Raw genomic sequence first — 15,561 nt, forward strand, 5'->3', positions numbered from 1 at the left:
ATGACACCCGTACTTTCAGATCTCGCCGTCGGACAGATTATCGGCAGCCGCAGCATCGACGTCACCCGCGCGGACCTCGTCAAGTACGCCGGCGCGTCCGGCGACTTCAACCCCATTCACTGGAACGAGGCCTTCGCCACCGGGGTGGGACTGCCCGGTGTGATCGCCCACGGCATGTTCACCATGGGCTCCGTCGTCCAGCTGGTAACCGACTGGGTCGGCGACCCCGCCGCCGTCGTCGATTTCCAGACCCGCTTCACCAAACCGGTTCCGGTGTCCGATACCACAGGAACGGCCGAGGCCGGCGCCGTGATTGAGGTCAGCGGCGCCATTGGAGCGCTCGACGCCGGGGCGGGCACCGCCCGCGTGGATCTCACCGTCACCTCGGGTGGCCAGAAGGTGCTGATGAAGGCCCAGGCCGTCGTCAGGCTGGCCTAGCCGCATGGCCGATGCCGTCGAGGTGGGCGCGGGCCAGGCTGCTGAGATTACGCACTGGCGCAACGCGGTCGTGGTTGCGTACGCGGTCAGCGGCATCGCGTTCGCCACCTGGGTGTCCCGGCTGCCCGCCATCCGCGACGGCCTGGACCTCACGCCAGGCAGTGTGGGGCTGCTGCTGCTGTGCATGACCCTGGGCTCGTTTCTTTCTGTCTCCGCGTCCGGGCTGATCGTGCTGCGGTTCGGGTCCAGGCAGACCATCCGGATAGGCAGCATCATGGTGGGCGCCGGCCTGGTGCTCGCGGGCCTGGGAACTTCCGTGCTGGTCAACCCGCTGGCCGTTGCCGCAGGTTTGGCCGTCATTGGGCTCGGCACGGCGAGTTGGAATACCGCATCCAACGTCGAGGGAGCCGCGGTGGAACGGGCAGTGCGCCGGCACATCATGCCGCGGCTGCACGGCGCGTTCAGCCTCGGCACTGTCGCTGGCGCCGCGACGGGCGCGTGGGCCGCGGGGGCCGCCGTGCCCGTTTTCTGGCACTTCGCCGGAGTGGGGCTGCTGGTCGCGGGTTCCGTGGCCACAGCCGCCGCGTGGTTCCGCGCGGACATCACACCGGTCGAAGCGCGGCGGACGTTCCAGGCATCCGGGCCGGATACCTTCGAGGACCCCTCCACCGGACCCATTCCCTTGGTCAGGACGGACCGCCCGGAGGCACCGCTGGACAGCAAGCGCCAAATTGCCCAGGCCTGGCGGGACCGCCGGACCCTCCTGCTCGGGGTGCTGGTGCTGGGGCTGGCCCTGGCCGAGGGGGCTGCTGGGGACTGGGTGGCCCTCGCGCTCGCCGACGGCCACGGCCAGTCCGACGCCGCGGGTGCCGCGGGCTACGGACTTTTTGTCACGTTCATGACCATAGGACGCTTCGCCGGCACCGTGGTGCTGGACCGGTTTGGCCGTGTCCCGGTGATGCGGTGGTGTGCGGCCCTGGCCGTGCTGGGCCTCGGTTTGTTCGTCTTTGCACCTGTGCCGTGGGTGGCCTATGTGGCCCTGGCAATCTGGGGGCTCGGCGCCTCGCTCGGTTTCCCGGTGGGCATGTCTGCTGCCGCCGATGATCCCGTCAAGGCCGCCGCCCGGGTGTCCGTGGTGTCCACGATCGGTTACGGAGCATTCCTTTGTGGCCCGCCGCTGCTGGGCCTGCTGGCGGAGCACATCGGAATCCTGCATTCCCTCTTGGCCGTGATGGTAATGCTCGTGGTCAGTTTCCTGCTCTCGCCGGTCGCCCGGAAACTCGGCTAGGAACCGGGGCTGCTTAGGGCCGTCCGGTCAGGGCGGCTAGGCTGGTCGGGTGACCCAGACACTGCTCTCCGCCCTGACCACCGCCGCCGTCGGAGGCCCCGCCGGTTGCTTCATCGAGGCCCGGACCGAGGCTGCGATCATCGATGCTGTCCGCTCGGCGGACGCAGCCGGTGGGCCGCTGCTGATCATCGGCGGCGGCTCCAATCTGCTGGTATCCGACGCCGGGTTCCCCGGCACCGTCCTGAAGATCGCCTCGGAAGGGTTCACGGTCACTGCGGAGGACTCCTGCGGCGGTGTTGCCGTGGTGGTTCAGGCCGGCCACAACTGGGACGCCCTGGTGGAACACGCCGTGCTGCACGCCTGGTCCGGAATCGAGGCGCTGGCCGGCATCCCCGGCGCCACGGGCGCCACCCCGGTTCAAAACGTCGGGGCCTACGGCTCGGACGTATCCCAGACCATCGCGGCCGTACGTACCTGGGACCGGCAACGCAACGCCGTGCAGACCTTCACCAGCTCAGAGCTTAAGTTCGGCTACCGCGATTCCATCCTCAAGCAAACCACCGTCAACGGCTCCCCGCGCTACGTGGTGCTCACCGTGGAGTTCCAGCTGCCCCTGGGCCGGATGAGCGCCCCCATCCGCTACGCCGAGCTGGCCCGCGCGCTGGGCGTGGAAGTAGGCCAGCGGGCCTACGCCAACGACGTTCGGCGCGAGGTCCTCCGGCTCCGGGCCAGCAAAGGGATGGTTTGGGACGCCGCGGACCGGGACACGTACTCCACCGGCTCGTTCTTCACGAACCCGATCGTGCCGGCGGACGTGGCAGCCGGGCTTCCGGACGGTGCACCCCGCTACCCGGGCGGTACCGACGGGCTGACCAAGCTTTCGGCGGCCTGGCTGATCGACCAGGCCGGCTACGGCAAGGGGTTCGGGCTCGAGCCCGGCAGCGTCGCCGGCGGCCGGGCATCGCTGTCCACCAAGCACACCCTGGCGATCACCAACAGGGGAACGGCGAGCACGGCGGACATGCTGGCCGTCGCCCGTGAGGTGCGCCGCGGCGTCGTCGAACGTTTCGGCATTGAACTGCACCCGGAACCGCTGCTGATCGGTGTGGAGCTCTAGGAAGCGGAACCCACTTGCTCCGCAGGTGGCGCCTGGCGTCGTTCTGCCGCTGCGGCAGCCAGCGCGTTGGCCCAGCCGGAAGCGGCCAGGGCCGGATAGAAGAACGCCGAGGCGGGGCTGGTGGGCTTCGGCGGCCCGAGGGCGCCGCTCAGTTCCCGCTGCGGCGCCCTGCGACCCGGCTGAACAGCATGAAGGTGAAGCCGGAAGCGGCGGCACCCAGGAAGAAAACCTGGCAGAACGCCACGGACTGGTCACTGGGGCCGCTGCGCAGCAGTAAACCGGCGAGCGCGAAGACGACGGCCCCGGCCAGCAGCGCCAACGAGCCGAGCAGGAAACTCTTCACGGTATCGGGCAACTCGCCCCGGTGGTGGCCGGCCGGCGCGTCAAGGGCGTCCTGCTGCAGTGACCTCGGTTGCACGGAGGCAGCCGTGACAAAGCTGGCCACCGCTACCGCCATGGACACGACGGACACGAGCTGCATGGTGCTCATCAGGGGCGAGAGGCGGGTGCCGCTGGCGATGGCGACGGCGAGCCCGGCGGTCATGCCGGCAGCGCTGGAAACCCAGCCAAGCAGGGCCAGCCTCCTGCTCAGGGGCCGCAGCAAGGGCCACATCTCACTCAAGGTCATCCCTCAAGGGTAGGCAGTCCGGCTGGACGGCGGCTGTGAACGGCCCGTCCGCCGTCCTAGCATGGTGTGCATGATGGCAGCGGCGCGTACCAGGTTGAGCAAGGGGATCCTTGGCCGGCTGCGGCTGGCCTCGCAAGGCCTGGCCGGGCCTGGACTCGGCAGCGTCCCGGCGGCCGTTCGCTGGATGGCCGCGATGCAGGCGCAGGATCTGCAGTCCGCACTCTGGGCTGTCGGCCAGCGTGTGCCGGGTTCCCGAATCGCCGAGGTCCGCAGCGCCCTTGACCGCGGGGAAGTAGTCCGATCCTGGCCGATGCGCGGCACCCTGCACCTTCTGGCTCCCGAAGACTTGAAGTGGGTGTTGGCCATCACCTCAGCGCGGCATATCCGGGGCATAGCCGGGCGCCACCGTGAGCTGGGCATCTCCGCCCCTGACGTTGACGCTGCGGCTGAAGCCGCACTGGGGCTGGTCTCGGGAGGCGCCGCCGCCAGCAGGGCGGAAGTGTTCCAGGCTTTCGAACGCGCAGGCCAGCCGGCGGGCGGCCAGCGTGGCATTCACCTGCTGGGAATGCTGTGCCAGCGGGGCTTGCTGGTGCAGGGCCCGCTGGCGGGAAACCAGCAACTGGTGGTGGCTTTCGATGACTGGATTCCGGAGTCGCGGATGCTGGACCGCGAGGAAGGGACCGCCGAGTGGTTGCTGCGCTACCTGCGCAGCCACGGACCCGCCACGGTGCGGGATTTCTCCTGGTGGTCCGGTATTTCCTTGCTGGAAGTCCGCGCTGCCCTGGCTCTGGTGCGTGGCCAGCTGGAGGAGCTGGAGTTCGAGGGCATCCGCTACTGGCTATCCCCGGAGACGGCAGCGTTGCTGGACGAGGGCGTTCCGGCCGGGCGGGGAGTGCTGGTACTGCCGGGATTTGATGAGTTCCTGCTGGGCTACGCCGACCGGTCGCTGGTGCTTGCGCCCGAACATGCCAACAGGATCGTCCTCGGCGGCAACGGGGTCTTCCGGCGGACGATGATTGCAGGCGGCCGGGTCGTTGGCACCTGGGCTGTCTCCCGCACCGGCCGGGCCGCCAAGGTGGTGCCCGAACCGTTCGACGACGTTAACGGGTTGCGGCCCGCAGCCCAAAGGTCCTTTGAGCTGCAGGCCGCGAAGTACCGCAGATTCCTCGGCACCTGAACGGGGAAGGGTCCTAGAGGTTGCCGGTGGCGATCTTGAGCATGCGGCGCAACGGTTCCGCCGCACCCCACAGCAGCTGGTCGCCGACGGTGAAGGCACTGATGTACTGCGGCCCGATCTCCAGCTTCCGGATGCGGCCCACCGGGATCTTCAGGGTGCCGGAGGCTGCCACGGGCGTGAGTTCCTCCATGGAGGCCTCCTTCGTGTTGGGCACCACGGTGGCCCACTCGTTGTCCGCGTCCAGGAGCTTCTCGATCTCCAGGACGGAGAGGTCCTCGCGCAGCTTCAGCGTGAGCGCCTGCGAGTGCGAGCGCATGGCACCAATGCGGATGCACAGGCCGTCCATGATGATGTGCTCGTCGCCGGAGGTGCCAAGGATCTTGTTGGTTTCCTTCCCGGCTTTCCACTCTTCCTTGGACTGGCCGTTGCCAAGGTCCGCGTCGATCCACGGGATCAGCGACCCGGCCAGCGGCACGCCGAACTGGGTGGCGTCGATGCCGCTGCGCTGGTGTGCCAGGACCTTGCGGTCGATCTCCAGGATGGCCGACGCCGGATCGCCCAGTTCCGAGCTGACCTGGGCGTTGAGCGTGCCGAACTGGCTCAGCAGCTCCCGCATGTGCCGGGCACCGCCGCCGGAGGCAGCCTGGTAGGTCATGGAGGTGCCCCACTCGACGAGCCCGTTCTTGAAGAGTCCGCCGAGGCCCATGAGCATGCACGAGACCGTGCAGTTGCCGCCGATGAAATCCTTGGTGCCGTTCGCGAGGCCTTTGTCGATGACGTCGCGGTTGATCGGGTCCAGCACGATGATCGAATCGTCGTTCATCCGGAGGGTGGACGCAGCATCTATCCAGAGACCGTCCCAGCCGCGGCTGCGCAGCGCGCTGTGAATCTTCGTGGTGTACTCACCGCCCTGGGCGGTGACGATCATCGGCAGCTTGGCGAGGGTCTCGACGTCGAACGCGTCCTCCAGCCTGCCGGTGTCACCCCCGGCGGGACCAGCCAACGAAGGGGCGGGGCCTCCGGCGTTGGAGGTGGAGAAGAAAACGGGGTTGATAGTGGCGAAGTCGCCCTCCTCCTGCATACGCTGCATCAGGACGGAACCGACCATGCCACGCCAACCGACCAGTCCTACGGACGGGGTAGCTGCTGTAGTCATTCGCCCAGTTTAGACTTTCCCGGCTTCGCGGCGCAGCCGGTTACGTCACCGCTCCATTAATCTGCCGGGGGCCGGGCCCGGGACTGCCGCTTTTCCGACGGCCGGGAAAGGGTATGCGCTGTCGGGGTAGTTCTGAAGATGTCGCCAACTGTGCCGGAGCGGCGCCTCTATTCGCCCGTGCGCTCCGTGAGGAGGGCGTGCTTGCGCCGGCGCAATGCCCACACCGCGCCGAAGGCGAAGGCCTGGGTGATCACCACCAGCACGATCGCGCCGATGATCTTGTTGCCGCCCAGGATCATGGTCAGTCCTACAATCGCGGACAGCAGCGCCAGCAGCGGCAGCAGCATGTAGCCCAGGACAAAGAGGGTTTCGGGTTTCTTCAGCATTGCTTTAGTGCTCCCTCCGGCGCCAGACGCTGATGCGGTAGCGCGTGCCGTTGCCGGCGGTCTCCCAGCCGTCCACCGGCAGGCTGCCTTCCAGGGTCCAGTCGTAGTCGAGGTCCGGCGCGAACGTGTCGCCTTCCGTAGCGGTATCGATGGTGGTGATCACGGCGACATCGGCGAGGTCCATGGACTGCGCAAAGATTTTGCCGCCGCCGATGATCCACACCATCTCATTGCCCGGCGCAAACTGGGATTCCAGAAGCGCGTCATCCAGGGACCTGACTGCGGTGGAACCCGCGGCCGCCGGAGTTGCCCCCCAGGTTTCCTGGCCGGTGATGACGATGTTCGTCCGCCCGGGCAAGGGACGGTACTTGTCCGGAAAGGACTCCCACGTCTTGCGACCCATAATCACAGGGTGGCCGGTGGTAAGCCGGGCGAAGTGCGCCATGTCTTCAGGAAGGTGCCACGGCATGCCCCCGTCCTTGCCAATGACTCCGGTACTGGTTTGGGCCCAGACCATGCCGAGTCCTGCGAGGGCGGCCAGCTTGTCGGGAAAGTCTGCGGGCTGCTCGCCCGGCATGGTGTCATCGCTCATACGGCTATCGGGGCCTTAATCGTCGGGTGGTGCTGGTATCCGATTACTTCGAAGTCATCGAGGGTGTAATCGAAGATGGAGTCGGGCTTCCGGGTAATGTTCAGCTGCGGGTAATCGTAGGGTTCGCGCGCAAGCTGTTTGAGGACCTGGTCCATATGGTTGTCGTAAATGTGAACGTCGCCTCCGGTCCAGACAAACTCGCCCGGTTCCAGCCCGGTTTGCTGCGCGATCATGCGGGTCAGCAGGGCGTAGGAGGCGATGTTGAACGGCACACCCAGGAAGGTGTCCGCGGAGCGCTGGTACAGCTGGCAGGAGAGCTTGCCGTCGGCCACGTAGAACTGGAAGAACGCGTGGCATGGCGGGAGGGCCATGTCCTTGAGTTCGGCGACGTTCCAGGCCGAGACGATGTGCCGCCGGGAATCCGGGCTGGTTTTGAGGTTTTCCATCAGTTCGGCGATTTGGTCGATGTGGTCGCCGTCCGGGGTCGGCCAGGAACGCCACTGGACGCCGTAGACCGGGCCAAGCTCGCCGTCGGCATCTGCCCATTCGTTCCAGATGGTGACGCCTTGGTCCTGCATCCATTTCACATTGGTGTCCCCGCGGAGGAACCACAGCAGTTCCACGGCGACTGACTTGAAGTGCACGCGTTTGGTGGTGATCAGCGGGAAACTCTTGCTCAGGTCGAAGCGCAACTGCCGGCCGAACACGCTCAGGGTGCCGGTGCCGGTCCGGTCCGATTTGTGCGTGCCGTGGTCCAGGACATCGCGCAGGAGGTCTTCATAGGGCGTTGGGATGCTCACCGACCCAGTCTATGCACCGGCATGGAATGCCCCAAGATTCACCAGAAATGTATCAAGTACTTGATACATTGCTGGTGGTTGCTGGAAAGGGTCAAGGACCTCAGTCGTCGAAGGGCCTGAACCGCTCGACCGCGACGACCTTGTTCTTGCTGTGGTGGGCAACGTGGCACACCACGATCTCGCCGGGGGCCAGGAACGGGTCAGCGTCCGGCAGTTCGGCGCGCAGCCGGGATCCCATATGCTTGCCGAGCTGGGCAAATACCGTGGGCAGGGCCGGGCGGTGGGTGCATACCGCCACAGCCCGCTGCTTATCGAAAAGGTTTTCGACGGCGGCGGCGGTTCTGTGCGGGTGGCGGTTGTGCCGGTGCTCCGTGAGGGCCTCGTTCAGCTTCACCTTCGCCTCCGATGCTTTGGCATAGGGGGCGATCGTGGCGACGCACCGAAGCCAGGGGCTGGAGACAACGCGCATGGGTTTCCAAGCCTGCAGGAGGCGTCCTACTGCCTGGGCCTGCCGCATGCCGGTGGCAGCGAGCGGCCTGTCCCCTTCGGCTTTGGACCAAGAGGAGCGCGGCTTGGCCTTGGCGTGGCGCACAATCACGAGCGGCCAGGTCTTCAGCTCACCGCGGGCGTGGGCCGCCGCCAGAAACTCCAGCGGGGCAACGTCGCCTGGGTTGCTGAGCAACCGGGCAGCCTTCTCCGGCGAGCACCACATGACGCTGTCCACCTCTTTGCCATCGGGCAGGAGCGCGGCGCCGTTGACGTCAACAGCCCAGTAGTGGACCACCTTCCGGCCGGCGGGAACCTGGTAGTGGATGGCGGGCAGGGGGATTCCCAGCGGGGCTTTCAGCCCGATTTCCTCATCGACCTCCCGCGCGGCACATTCGGGCACGGTCTCGCCGGGGTCAATTTTGCCTTTGGGCCAGGACCAGTCGTCATAGCGCGGACGGTGGATCAGCAGGACCTCGAGTTGGCCTTGGTCGCCCGGGCCCACCCGCCACGGAAGGGCTCCCGCGGCGACCACCGCAATTGCATCGCCGGAGTGGTCTGTTTGGTCGGCAACCAGTGAATCGCTACTCAAAGCCAGAGCCCCTACCGCAGACCAGACGACCGCTGCCGCGAGCGCGAGTTGAGCAGCCAGGACTGGATGTCCTCGAGATCGGAACCGTCTTCCGCGAGGTGGTGCCGGGTCCAAACCGCCTCATTGTCCAGATGCCAGCTGGCGGTTTCCGGATCCATGTAGCGGCGCAGCAGATCCATGACGTAGGTGGTGTCGTCCCCGCTGGTGAGCTGGACCAGCGCCTCCACCCGGCGGTCAAGGTTCCGGTGCATCATGTCAGCTGAACCGATGTAGACCACGGGGTCCCCGCCGTTGGCGAAGGCGAATACGCGCGAGTGCTCCAGGAAACGGCCCAGCACAGACCGGACGGTGATGTTGTCGCTGAGCCCGGGCACCCCGGGTCGCAGCGAGCAGATGCCGCGCACGATGATGTCCACCGGAACGCCGGCCTGGGATGCCCGGTAGAGGGAATCGATGATGGCTTCGTCCACCATGGAGTTGACCTTGATCTGCACGCGGGCGGCGAGGCCGGCCTTGGCGTTGCGGATCTCGGTTTCGATCCGGTCGATCAGCCCGGAACGTACCGACCGCGGCGCCACCAGGAGACGCTTGAAAGTGGACTTCGGGGCGTAGCCGGAGAGCTGGTTGAAGAGCTTGGACAGATCCTCGCCCACCTGTTCGTTGGCCGTCAGAAGACCGAGGTCCTCGTAGTAGCGGGCCGTGCGCGGGTGGTAGTTGCCGGTGCCGATGTGGCAGTAGCGCCGGAGCCCGTCCACTTCCTGGCGTACCACGAGGGAGAGCTTGCAGTGGGTCTTGAGGCCCACGATGCCGTACACCACATGGACGCCGGCTTGCTCCAGCTTCCGGGCCCACGAAATGTTGGCCTGCTCGTCGAAGCGGGCCTTGATCTCGACCAGGGCCAGGACCTGCTTGCCGGCCTCGGCGGCGTCGATCAGGGCATCGACGATCGGCGAATCGCCCGAGGTCCGGTACAGCGTCTGTTTGATGGCCTGGACCTTGGGGTCCGAGGCCGCCTGCTCCAGGAACGCCTGCACCGAGGTGGAGAAGGAGTCATAGGGGTGATGCAGGAGGATGTCACGCCGGCGCATGGCGGCGAAGACGTTCGCTGCCTTGGACGTTTCCGATTCGTTCAGGTGCCGGGAGGTGTGCGGGACGTGCTTGGGGTAGTGCAGGTCGGCGCGGTCGATGCCGGCGATGACTGAGAGCCCGCGGAGATCCAGGGGTGCGGGGACCGAGTACACCTCCGACTCTTCGACGCCGAGTTCGCGGATCAGCAGCGCCCGGATGTTCGGATTGATGTCGGTGGTGACTTCGAGCCGGACCGGGGGGCCGAAGCGGCGGCGCAGCAGTTCTTTCTCGAGAGCCTGCAGCAGGTTCTCGGCGTCGTCCTCTTCGACTTCGACGTCCTCGTTGCGGGTGACGCGGAACGTGTGGTGCTCGAGCACCTCCATCCCGGCAAACAGCTGGTCGAGGTGGACGGCGATGACTTCCTCGAGGGCGATGAAGCGGGCCACCCGCCCGGGCACCGAACCGGCGCGGGGGCCGTCAATGGAGATCAGCCGGGGGAGCTGGTCCGGGACTTTCAGGCGGGCGAACAGTTCCTTGTCGCTGACCGGGTTGCGGACCACGACGGCGAGGTTCAGGGACAGCCCCGAGATGTACGGGAACGGGTGGGCCGGGTCCACGGCCAGCGGGGTCAGGATCGGGAAGACCTTCTCCGCGAACATGGCGCTGAGCTGGTCCTTGGCCTGGGAATCGAGCTCGTCCCAGTGCATGAGATGGATGTGCTCGTAGGCAAGCGCCGGGCGGATTTGCTCTGCGTAGACGCGGGCGTGTCGCTGCTGCAGCCGGTGGGCTTCCTCGCCGATCTGTTCCAGCACCTGCATCGGGCTGAGCCCGGCGGGGGAGGGGACAGCCAGGCCGGTGGCGATCCGGCGCTTGAGTCCGGCGACGCGGACCATGAAGAACTCATCCAGGTTGGACGCAAAGATGGAGAGGAAGCTGACGCGTTCCAGCAGGTGCAGGTTCGGATCCTCGGCGAGTTCCAGCACACGGGCGTTGAACGAAAGCCAGCTCAGCTCGCGGTCCAAAAAGCGGTCAGGGCTGAAATCACCTTCCGGCTCCAGGTTGGGCGCAAACTCAGGAATGTCGATCCGGTCCTGGGTGGCACGCGAGGCGGGCACTTCGGAAGAACCAAACCGGGCACGCGCGGGCCGGACTTTCTTGTCCGACTTAGCGGCCTCAGACGTGGCGGTCCGGGCAGATTCCCCTTGCATGGTCTCTCCTAATGCTGGCGCGATTTGCTTCAACCTTACAAGCATTCAGGCTGCGGTCAGCTTTCAAAGATCCAGATTTCCCCCGGCGGACATTTGTCGTACGCCGAGTGGATTTTTACTCCTCCAGCGGGGCATACATGACGTCGACGTCCCAACGGGTGAAGCCCAGCCGCCGGTACAGTGAAACTGCCGGAAAGTTGTCCGCGTCCACGTACAGCATCACGGCGTGCAGGCCCTGCTGCTGCAGGTGCCGGATGCCGGCCACCGTCAGGGCTTTTCCCAGCCCGGTACCCTGCGCATCGGGGGTCACGCCCACCACGTACACTTCGCCGATCGCCGGATGACCGCCCTGGCCGGGGTGCACCTTGGTCCAGTGGAAGCCGAGGATCCGGTCCGCAGCGTCGACGGCCAGCAGGAACCCCGCGGGGTCGAACCACGGCTCGGCCATCCTGGCGCCCAGGTCACCCCGCGTCATATTCCCCTGCTCCGGATGGTGCGCGAAGGCGGCGCGGTTCGCGGCAAGCCAGGGGTCTTCGTCCCGGCCCGGGACGAAGGGGCGCAGCATCACCCCTGCCGGCACCGGGACGTCGGGCAGGTCAGCGGCGGCGGTGGTGAGCCGCATCTTCCAGAGTTCCCGGACGGCCCCATAGCCGTAGCGTGCGGCGAGCTCCGCCGCGGCTTCGTGGTTGCCGTGGGACCATGCCTTAAGGCCCGAGAAGCCGCGGGTGCTCTTGAGTTCGTGGACCAACCGGTCCGCGACGCCCTGGTTCCGGTAGCTGGGGTGGACGGCAATCTCCAGCACGCCGGTACCGTCCGGTTCCTCGATGACGACGGCGACCCCGGCCAGGTCCTGGGCCGTCGCCGGGTCGGACCCTTCATCGGGGCTGTACAGGGCCAGGGTCAGCACCGAGTGCCCGCCGTCCGCGGCTCGCAGGGTCACGAGCGTCTGCTCCGACAACGGCGGATTTGCATCGGATTCCTCGGCGGCGGCCGCGAGGGCTTGAACATCTCGAAGGAGCTGCGGATCCGCGGCTCCTTCGATGGAGAGCACGGGCCAGTTCTCGGGATGCGCAGGACTCATGCTGCAAGGCTATACGGTGCAGCCCTGGCGGGCCCGATTTGGTGGTTCCCGGAACTGTTGCGTATAGTCGCTATCTCATCCGGCTGACCGGTCCAGAAGCGTTTCTTCTGGAAAAGCCAGTCCTGGTGCGAGGGGGATCCACCACTGGGGTGGCCTCGATACGTTCGACCCGTATGTCCTCCACTGAAACGCAGAAAGCCCCGGACTAAGGTCCGGGGCTTTCTGCGTTGCCGGGCCCCTTGGGCCGGTCTAGGCCCCGGTGAATTCTTCCTCCGGCTGCCGGGCCAGGGTCAGGCGGTACCCGACGTTGCGGACCGTGCTGATGAGGTTCTCGTGGTCCGCGCCGAGCTTCGCCCGCAGGCGCCGGACGTGGACGTCCACCGTGCGTGTGCCGCCGTAGTAGTCGTAGCCCCACACCTCGGTCAGCAGCTGCTGACGGGTGAAGACCCGCCCGGGATGCTGGGCCAGGTACTTGAGCAGTTCGAATTCCTTGAACGTCAAGTTGAGCGGCGCACCGTTGACCCTGGCGGTGTAGCTGGCTTCATCGATGACGACACCGGCCGCGCGGATCTCGCTCGGGGCCTCGTCCCTGTCCGGCACGGCCCGCGCAACACCCAGTCGGATCCTGGCTTCAACCTCGGCGGGCCCGGCGGATTCCAGCAGGATGTCATCAACTGCCCAGGCCGAGGACACGGCGGCCATGCCGCCCTCGGTCAGGATGAGCATCAGGGGGGCGCTCAGGCCGGTGGCCTTGAGCAGCTGCGTCAAGGAACGTGCTCCGACGAGGTCTTTGCGGGCGTCCAGCAGGACGATGTCGCACGGGTCCGTCTCCAGCAGGGCAGTCGGTTCGGCGGGGAGAATGTGGACCCGGTGGTTCAGTAGTTCCAAAGCAGGCAGGACGTCCACCGATGAGCCGGTGCTGTTCGTCAGTAGCAGGATGTGCGACATGTTTCCTCCAAGGGGTGTCCGCGCATCATTGGGCGTCTCTAGCTGGGTTTGAGTATACCCAACGGCCCCTTCCCGGACACTCTTCCGTCACCTGCATTCGGCCCCTTTGCGACACAAAACGGTCATATAGGGCAGGATTGGACCGTCGGGGCCCGCAGCCCCCTGACGCAAGATCAGGTCGAATTGGGGTCCGCAGTGAGCGAAAGTACGACGATGACCGGAAGACGAATGACGGATATGACGATGTCGGCTAAACAGTGAAGTCTTGGACCATCGGCGTTATCGGGCTGGCCGGACTCGCCGCCATCGTCGGCGCTTCGTACATTTCCCCGGAAGCCCTCCTCGGGGTAGGGGTTCTCATCGCCGTCGCCGTTGGCGTGGGCTGGCCGCATTTCCTGGGTATCCCGGCCAAGAAAACCCTGGCTGTGCTGATCGGGCTGCCGGGCGCGGGCGCCATGGTGGCTGCCACGTACCTTCCCGGGCCGGGCTTCCTGGACTGGACGCCGTCGTTCCTGGCCGCCGGAGTGATGGCGGTCTTCGTGATGCAGCTGATCCGCGGCACCGGGCAGGCACAACGGCTGGAATCGACACTGGGTTCCAGTGCAGGCGTTCTGTTGTCCTGCCTGGGTGCCGGCTGGATTGCCTGTGCCCGGTTCAACGGTGTCCGTGAAATGTTGTTGGTCGCCGCCATCAGCGCCGCGATTGCCCTCCTGGCCAGTTTGATCCGCTGGCCGGACCGGGTGGTGGCACCACTGGGTGTCGTCGGCGCCGGGCTGGCAGGGCCGCTGGCGGGCCTGGTCTTCTCCGACATCGCGGTTCTGCCGGCCGCGGTTGTCGGGGTGGTGGTAGGAGCGGTGCTGATGAGCTTTCGCCGGCTGGTCATTCTCCGCGGCGAATCGCTAAACTTTCCGGCAGCTCTTGGAATGGGCCTGGGCCCGGTCGCCGCCGTCGGTTCGCTGGCGTACTTCATTGACAAACTACTCATCCACTAACGCGCTAGGATGGCATCATGTCCGTACTTGCATTTGAAATCTTCTTCCTTGTCCTGCTCGGCGTTGCCAGCCTGGCCATGGCGTGGTTTGCCGGCTTCGTTGTTTACCGCCTCTTCAAAGGCCAGAAGTAAACGCCAGAGATATCTAGCCGTCTTCGTTTCCAGAGGTAGCTGCTGTGCCGATTGAAATACCCACAGATCTGACGCCCGAACTCGTTCCCCTGTCCTGGCTCATTGGTGAGTGGGAGGGCGGGGGCCGGCTGGGAGCCGGTGAAGAGGACTCCGAGCATTTTCGGCAGCACGTGTCCTTTGTGCACAACGGGTTGCCGTACTTGCAGTACCGGGCCGAGAGTTGGCTGACCGACGACGCCGGCGCCACCTTGCGGCCCCTGACCGTCGAAACCGGTTTCTGGGCGCTGGAGCGCAAACAGCGCGAAGAGGACGGCGGTCCCGGGCTGATCCCGGCCGATATCGTTCCGGTGCTTAAGAGTGCCGACGAAGTCGAGGAGCTGCGCAACGAGGACGGCGGCTTTGACATCTCCGTGTCCATCTCGCACCCCGGCGGTATCTCCGAGTTGTACTACGGCCAAATCAAGGGCCCCCAGATCCAGCTCAGCACCGACATGGTGATGCGCGGCAGCCACTCCAAGGAGTACACGGCCGCAACCAGGATCTTCGGTCTGGTGGACGGTAACCTCCTCTGGCGTTGGGATGTCGCAGCCGGCAACGGCCCCTCGGCGGGCAGCGGCCTGGAGGCCCACGCGTCCGCCATCCTCGCCAAAGTCAGCTGACCGCACCGGTCCGGGTGCCACCTAACGGGCCAGTCGAAGGGCCGCACTGAATTTCCGTAGTCCGCAGCGACCGCAGGGAGCACCACAGTGAACGAGACAGCCGCACCGCCCACCGATTTCAGCGACCTGAAAGCCGTGTTCTTTAACGGCACTCTCAAGAAGTCCCCGGAGACCTCCAACACCCAGGGCCTGATCGAGGTCAGCCGCCGGATCATGGACAAACACGGTGTCGCCACCCGCGTGATCCGGACGGTGGACCACGACATCGCCGCCGGCGTCTATCCCGACATGCGTGAGCACGGCTGGTTGACCGATGAATGGCCGGAGCTGTATCCGGCCGTCCGGGAAGCCGACATCGTCATTGTGGCCGGGCCGATTTGGCTGGGTGACAACTCCTCGCAGACCAAGAAGCTGATCGAACGCCTCTACGCCCACTCCGGTGAACTCAACGACAAGGGCCAGTGGGCGTTCTATTCCAAGGTGGGCGGCTGCCTGGTCACCGGCAACGAGGACGGCATTAAGCACTGCGCCATGAACGTCCTCTACAGCCTGCAACACATCGGGTTCAGCATTCCGCCGCAGGCCGACGCCGGCTGGATCGGCGCCGTGGGCCCGGGCCCGAGCTACCTTGATGAGGACTCCGGCGGGCCGGAGAGCGACTTTACCAACCGCAACGCCACCTTCATGACGTGGAACCTGCTGCACATGGCCCGCATGCTCAAGGACGCCGGGGGCATCCCCGCCTACGGAAACCTGCCTGAAGCCTGGAAGGCCGGAACCCGGTTCGATTTCGAAAACCCGGAATACCGCTGAT

16 protein-coding genes are annotated in these 15,561 nt (G+C 66.2%); 7 read left to right on the forward strand and 9 right to left on the reverse strand.

The window, feature by feature from the left end:
- Genes RCH15_RS01705 through RCH15_RS01715 form a run of 3 tightly spaced genes read left to right on the forward strand, consistent with a single transcriptional unit; the run spans nucleotide 1 to nucleotide 2,843 of the window.
- Nucleotides 1-438 (forward strand): MaoC family dehydratase, encoded by a 438-nt coding sequence (locus RCH15_RS01705; RefSeq protein WP_326957399.1) that lies wholly within the window; start codon nucleotides 1-3, stop codon nucleotides 436-438.
- A 4-nt stretch (nucleotides 439-442) separates the two neighbouring features.
- On the forward strand, nucleotides 443-1,726 hold the full coding sequence (locus RCH15_RS01710; RefSeq protein WP_326957401.1) for an MFS transporter: 1,284 nt from the start codon (nucleotides 443-445) through the stop codon (nucleotides 1,724-1,726).
- Between the two features lie 49 nt (nucleotides 1,727-1,775).
- Nucleotides 1,776-2,843, forward strand: coding sequence for a UDP-N-acetylmuramate dehydrogenase (locus RCH15_RS01715; RefSeq protein WP_326957403.1), 1,068 nt, complete (start codon nucleotides 1,776-1,778; stop codon nucleotides 2,841-2,843).
- 148 nt (nucleotides 2,844-2,991) lie between these two features.
- Here RCH15_RS01715 and RCH15_RS01720 read toward each other — a convergent pair whose 3' ends face one another.
- Nucleotides 2,992-3,471, reverse strand: coding sequence for a hypothetical protein (locus tag RCH15_RS01720; protein WP_326957406.1), 480 nt, complete (start codon nucleotides 3,469-3,471; stop codon nucleotides 2,992-2,994).
- Nucleotides 3,472-3,544: 73 nt separating this feature from the next.
- Between RCH15_RS01720 and RCH15_RS01725 the strand changes: the two genes are divergently transcribed.
- Complete coding sequence (locus RCH15_RS01725; protein WP_326957721.1) at nucleotides 3,545-4,648, forward strand: winged helix DNA-binding domain-containing protein; 1,104 nt, start codon at nucleotides 3,545-3,547, stop codon at nucleotides 4,646-4,648.
- 13 nt (nucleotides 4,649-4,661) lie between these two features.
- On the opposite strand, the gene asd is transcribed toward RCH15_RS01725, so the two are convergent.
- From asd to RCH15_RS01765, 8 genes are all read right to left on the reverse strand, one after another.
- Nucleotides 4,662-5,804, reverse strand: coding sequence for an aspartate-semialdehyde dehydrogenase (gene asd, locus RCH15_RS01730; RefSeq protein WP_326957408.1), 1,143 nt, complete (start codon nucleotides 5,802-5,804; stop codon nucleotides 4,662-4,664).
- Nucleotides 5,805-5,971: 167 nt separating this feature from the next.
- A complete protein-coding gene (locus RCH15_RS01735) occupies nucleotides 5,972-6,190 on the reverse strand; it encodes an NF038396 family protein (RefSeq protein WP_326957410.1) in 219 nt (72 codons plus the stop codon).
- A 4-nt stretch (nucleotides 6,191-6,194) separates the two neighbouring features.
- Nucleotides 6,195-6,782 carry a dihydrofolate reductase gene (locus tag RCH15_RS01740; RefSeq protein ID WP_326957412.1) on the reverse strand — a complete coding sequence of 196 codons (588 nt, stop codon included), beginning with the start codon at nucleotides 6,780-6,782 and terminating at the stop codon, nucleotides 6,195-6,197.
- Nucleotides 6,779-7,582 carry a thymidylate synthase gene (locus tag RCH15_RS01745; protein ID WP_326957414.1) on the reverse strand — a complete coding sequence of 268 codons (804 nt, stop codon included), beginning with the start codon at nucleotides 7,580-7,582 and terminating at the stop codon, nucleotides 6,779-6,781. Before RCH15_RS01745 ends, RCH15_RS01740 begins: the two co-directional genes overlap by 4 nt.
- Nucleotides 7,583-7,682: 100 nt before the next feature.
- Nucleotides 7,683-8,660 (reverse strand): NUDIX hydrolase, encoded by a 978-nt coding sequence (locus RCH15_RS01750; protein WP_326957416.1) that lies wholly within the window; start codon nucleotides 8,658-8,660, stop codon nucleotides 7,683-7,685.
- 11 nt (nucleotides 8,661-8,671) lie between these two features.
- Entirely contained in the window at nucleotides 8,672-10,936 is a 2,265-nt protein-coding gene (locus RCH15_RS01755) for an RNA degradosome polyphosphate kinase (RefSeq protein WP_326957418.1), read from the reverse strand.
- Nucleotides 10,937-11,051: 115 nt separating this feature from the next.
- The gene (mshD, locus tag RCH15_RS01760) at nucleotides 11,052-12,017 is read right to left on the reverse strand and encodes a mycothiol synthase (RefSeq protein WP_326957420.1); all 966 of its coding nucleotides are present in this window, start codon (nucleotides 12,015-12,017) and stop codon (nucleotides 11,052-11,054) included.
- Between the two features lie 249 nt (nucleotides 12,018-12,266).
- Complete coding sequence (locus RCH15_RS01765; protein WP_326957421.1) at nucleotides 12,267-12,965, reverse strand: winged helix-turn-helix transcriptional regulator; 699 nt, start codon at nucleotides 12,963-12,965, stop codon at nucleotides 12,267-12,269.
- A 257-nt stretch (nucleotides 12,966-13,222) separates the two neighbouring features.
- Here RCH15_RS01765 and RCH15_RS01770 point away from each other — a divergent pair, with 257 nt between their 5' ends.
- From RCH15_RS01770 to RCH15_RS01780, 3 genes are all read left to right on the forward strand, one after another.
- A complete protein-coding gene (locus RCH15_RS01770; RefSeq protein ID WP_326957423.1) occupies nucleotides 13,223-13,957 on the forward strand; it encodes a permease in 735 nt (244 codons plus the stop codon).
- Nucleotides 13,958-14,132: 175 nt separating this feature from the next.
- The gene (locus RCH15_RS01775) at nucleotides 14,133-14,747 is read left to right on the forward strand and encodes an FABP family protein (RefSeq protein WP_326957425.1); all 615 of its coding nucleotides are present in this window, start codon (nucleotides 14,133-14,135) and stop codon (nucleotides 14,745-14,747) included.
- A gap of 87 nt (nucleotides 14,748-14,834) precedes the next feature.
- Nucleotides 14,835-15,560: a flavodoxin family protein gene (locus RCH15_RS01780; RefSeq protein ID WP_326957427.1), complete on the forward strand. Its 726-nt coding sequence runs from the start codon at nucleotides 14,835-14,837 to the stop codon at nucleotides 15,558-15,560.
- Nucleotide 15,561 lies beyond the last annotated feature (1 nt).

This window comes from Arthrobacter sp. MP_M4 (assembly GCF_035984855.1).
Lineage (GTDB): Bacteria > Actinomycetota > Actinomycetes > Actinomycetales > Micrococcaceae > Arthrobacter.

Coding starts and splice junctions, on each gene's coding strand:
- RCH15_RS01705 (WP_326957399.1), top strand. CDS start 1: ATGACACCCGTACTTTCAGATCTCGCCGTCGGACAGATTATCGGCAGC.
- RCH15_RS01710 (WP_326957401.1), top strand. CDS start 443: ATGGCCGATGCCGTCGAGGTGGGCGCGGGCCAGGCTGCTGAGATTACG.
- RCH15_RS01720 (WP_326957406.1), bottom strand. CDS start 3,471: ATGACCTTGAGTGAGATGTGGCCCTTGCTGCGGCCCCTGAGCAGGAGG.
- RCH15_RS01725 (WP_326957721.1), top strand. CDS start 3,545: ATGGCAGCGGCGCGTACCAGGTTGAGCAAGGGGATCCTTGGCCGGCTG.
- asd (WP_326957408.1), bottom strand. CDS start 5,804: ATGACTACAGCAGCTACCCCGTCCGTAGGACTGGTCGGTTGGCGTGGC.
- RCH15_RS01735 (WP_326957410.1), bottom strand. CDS start 6,190: ATGCTGAAGAAACCCGAAACCCTCTTTGTCCTGGGCTACATGCTGCTG.
- RCH15_RS01740 (WP_326957412.1), bottom strand. CDS start 6,782: ATGAGCGATGACACCATGCCGGGCGAGCAGCCCGCAGACTTTCCCGAC.
- RCH15_RS01755 (WP_326957418.1), bottom strand. CDS start 10,936: ATGCAAGGGGAATCTGCCCGGACCGCCACGTCTGAGGCCGCTAAGTCG.
- mshD (WP_326957420.1), bottom strand. CDS start 12,017: ATGAGTCCTGCGCATCCCGAGAACTGGCCCGTGCTCTCCATCGAAGGA.
- RCH15_RS01765 (WP_326957421.1), bottom strand. CDS start 12,965: ATGTCGCACATCCTGCTACTGACGAACAGCACCGGCTCATCGGTGGAC.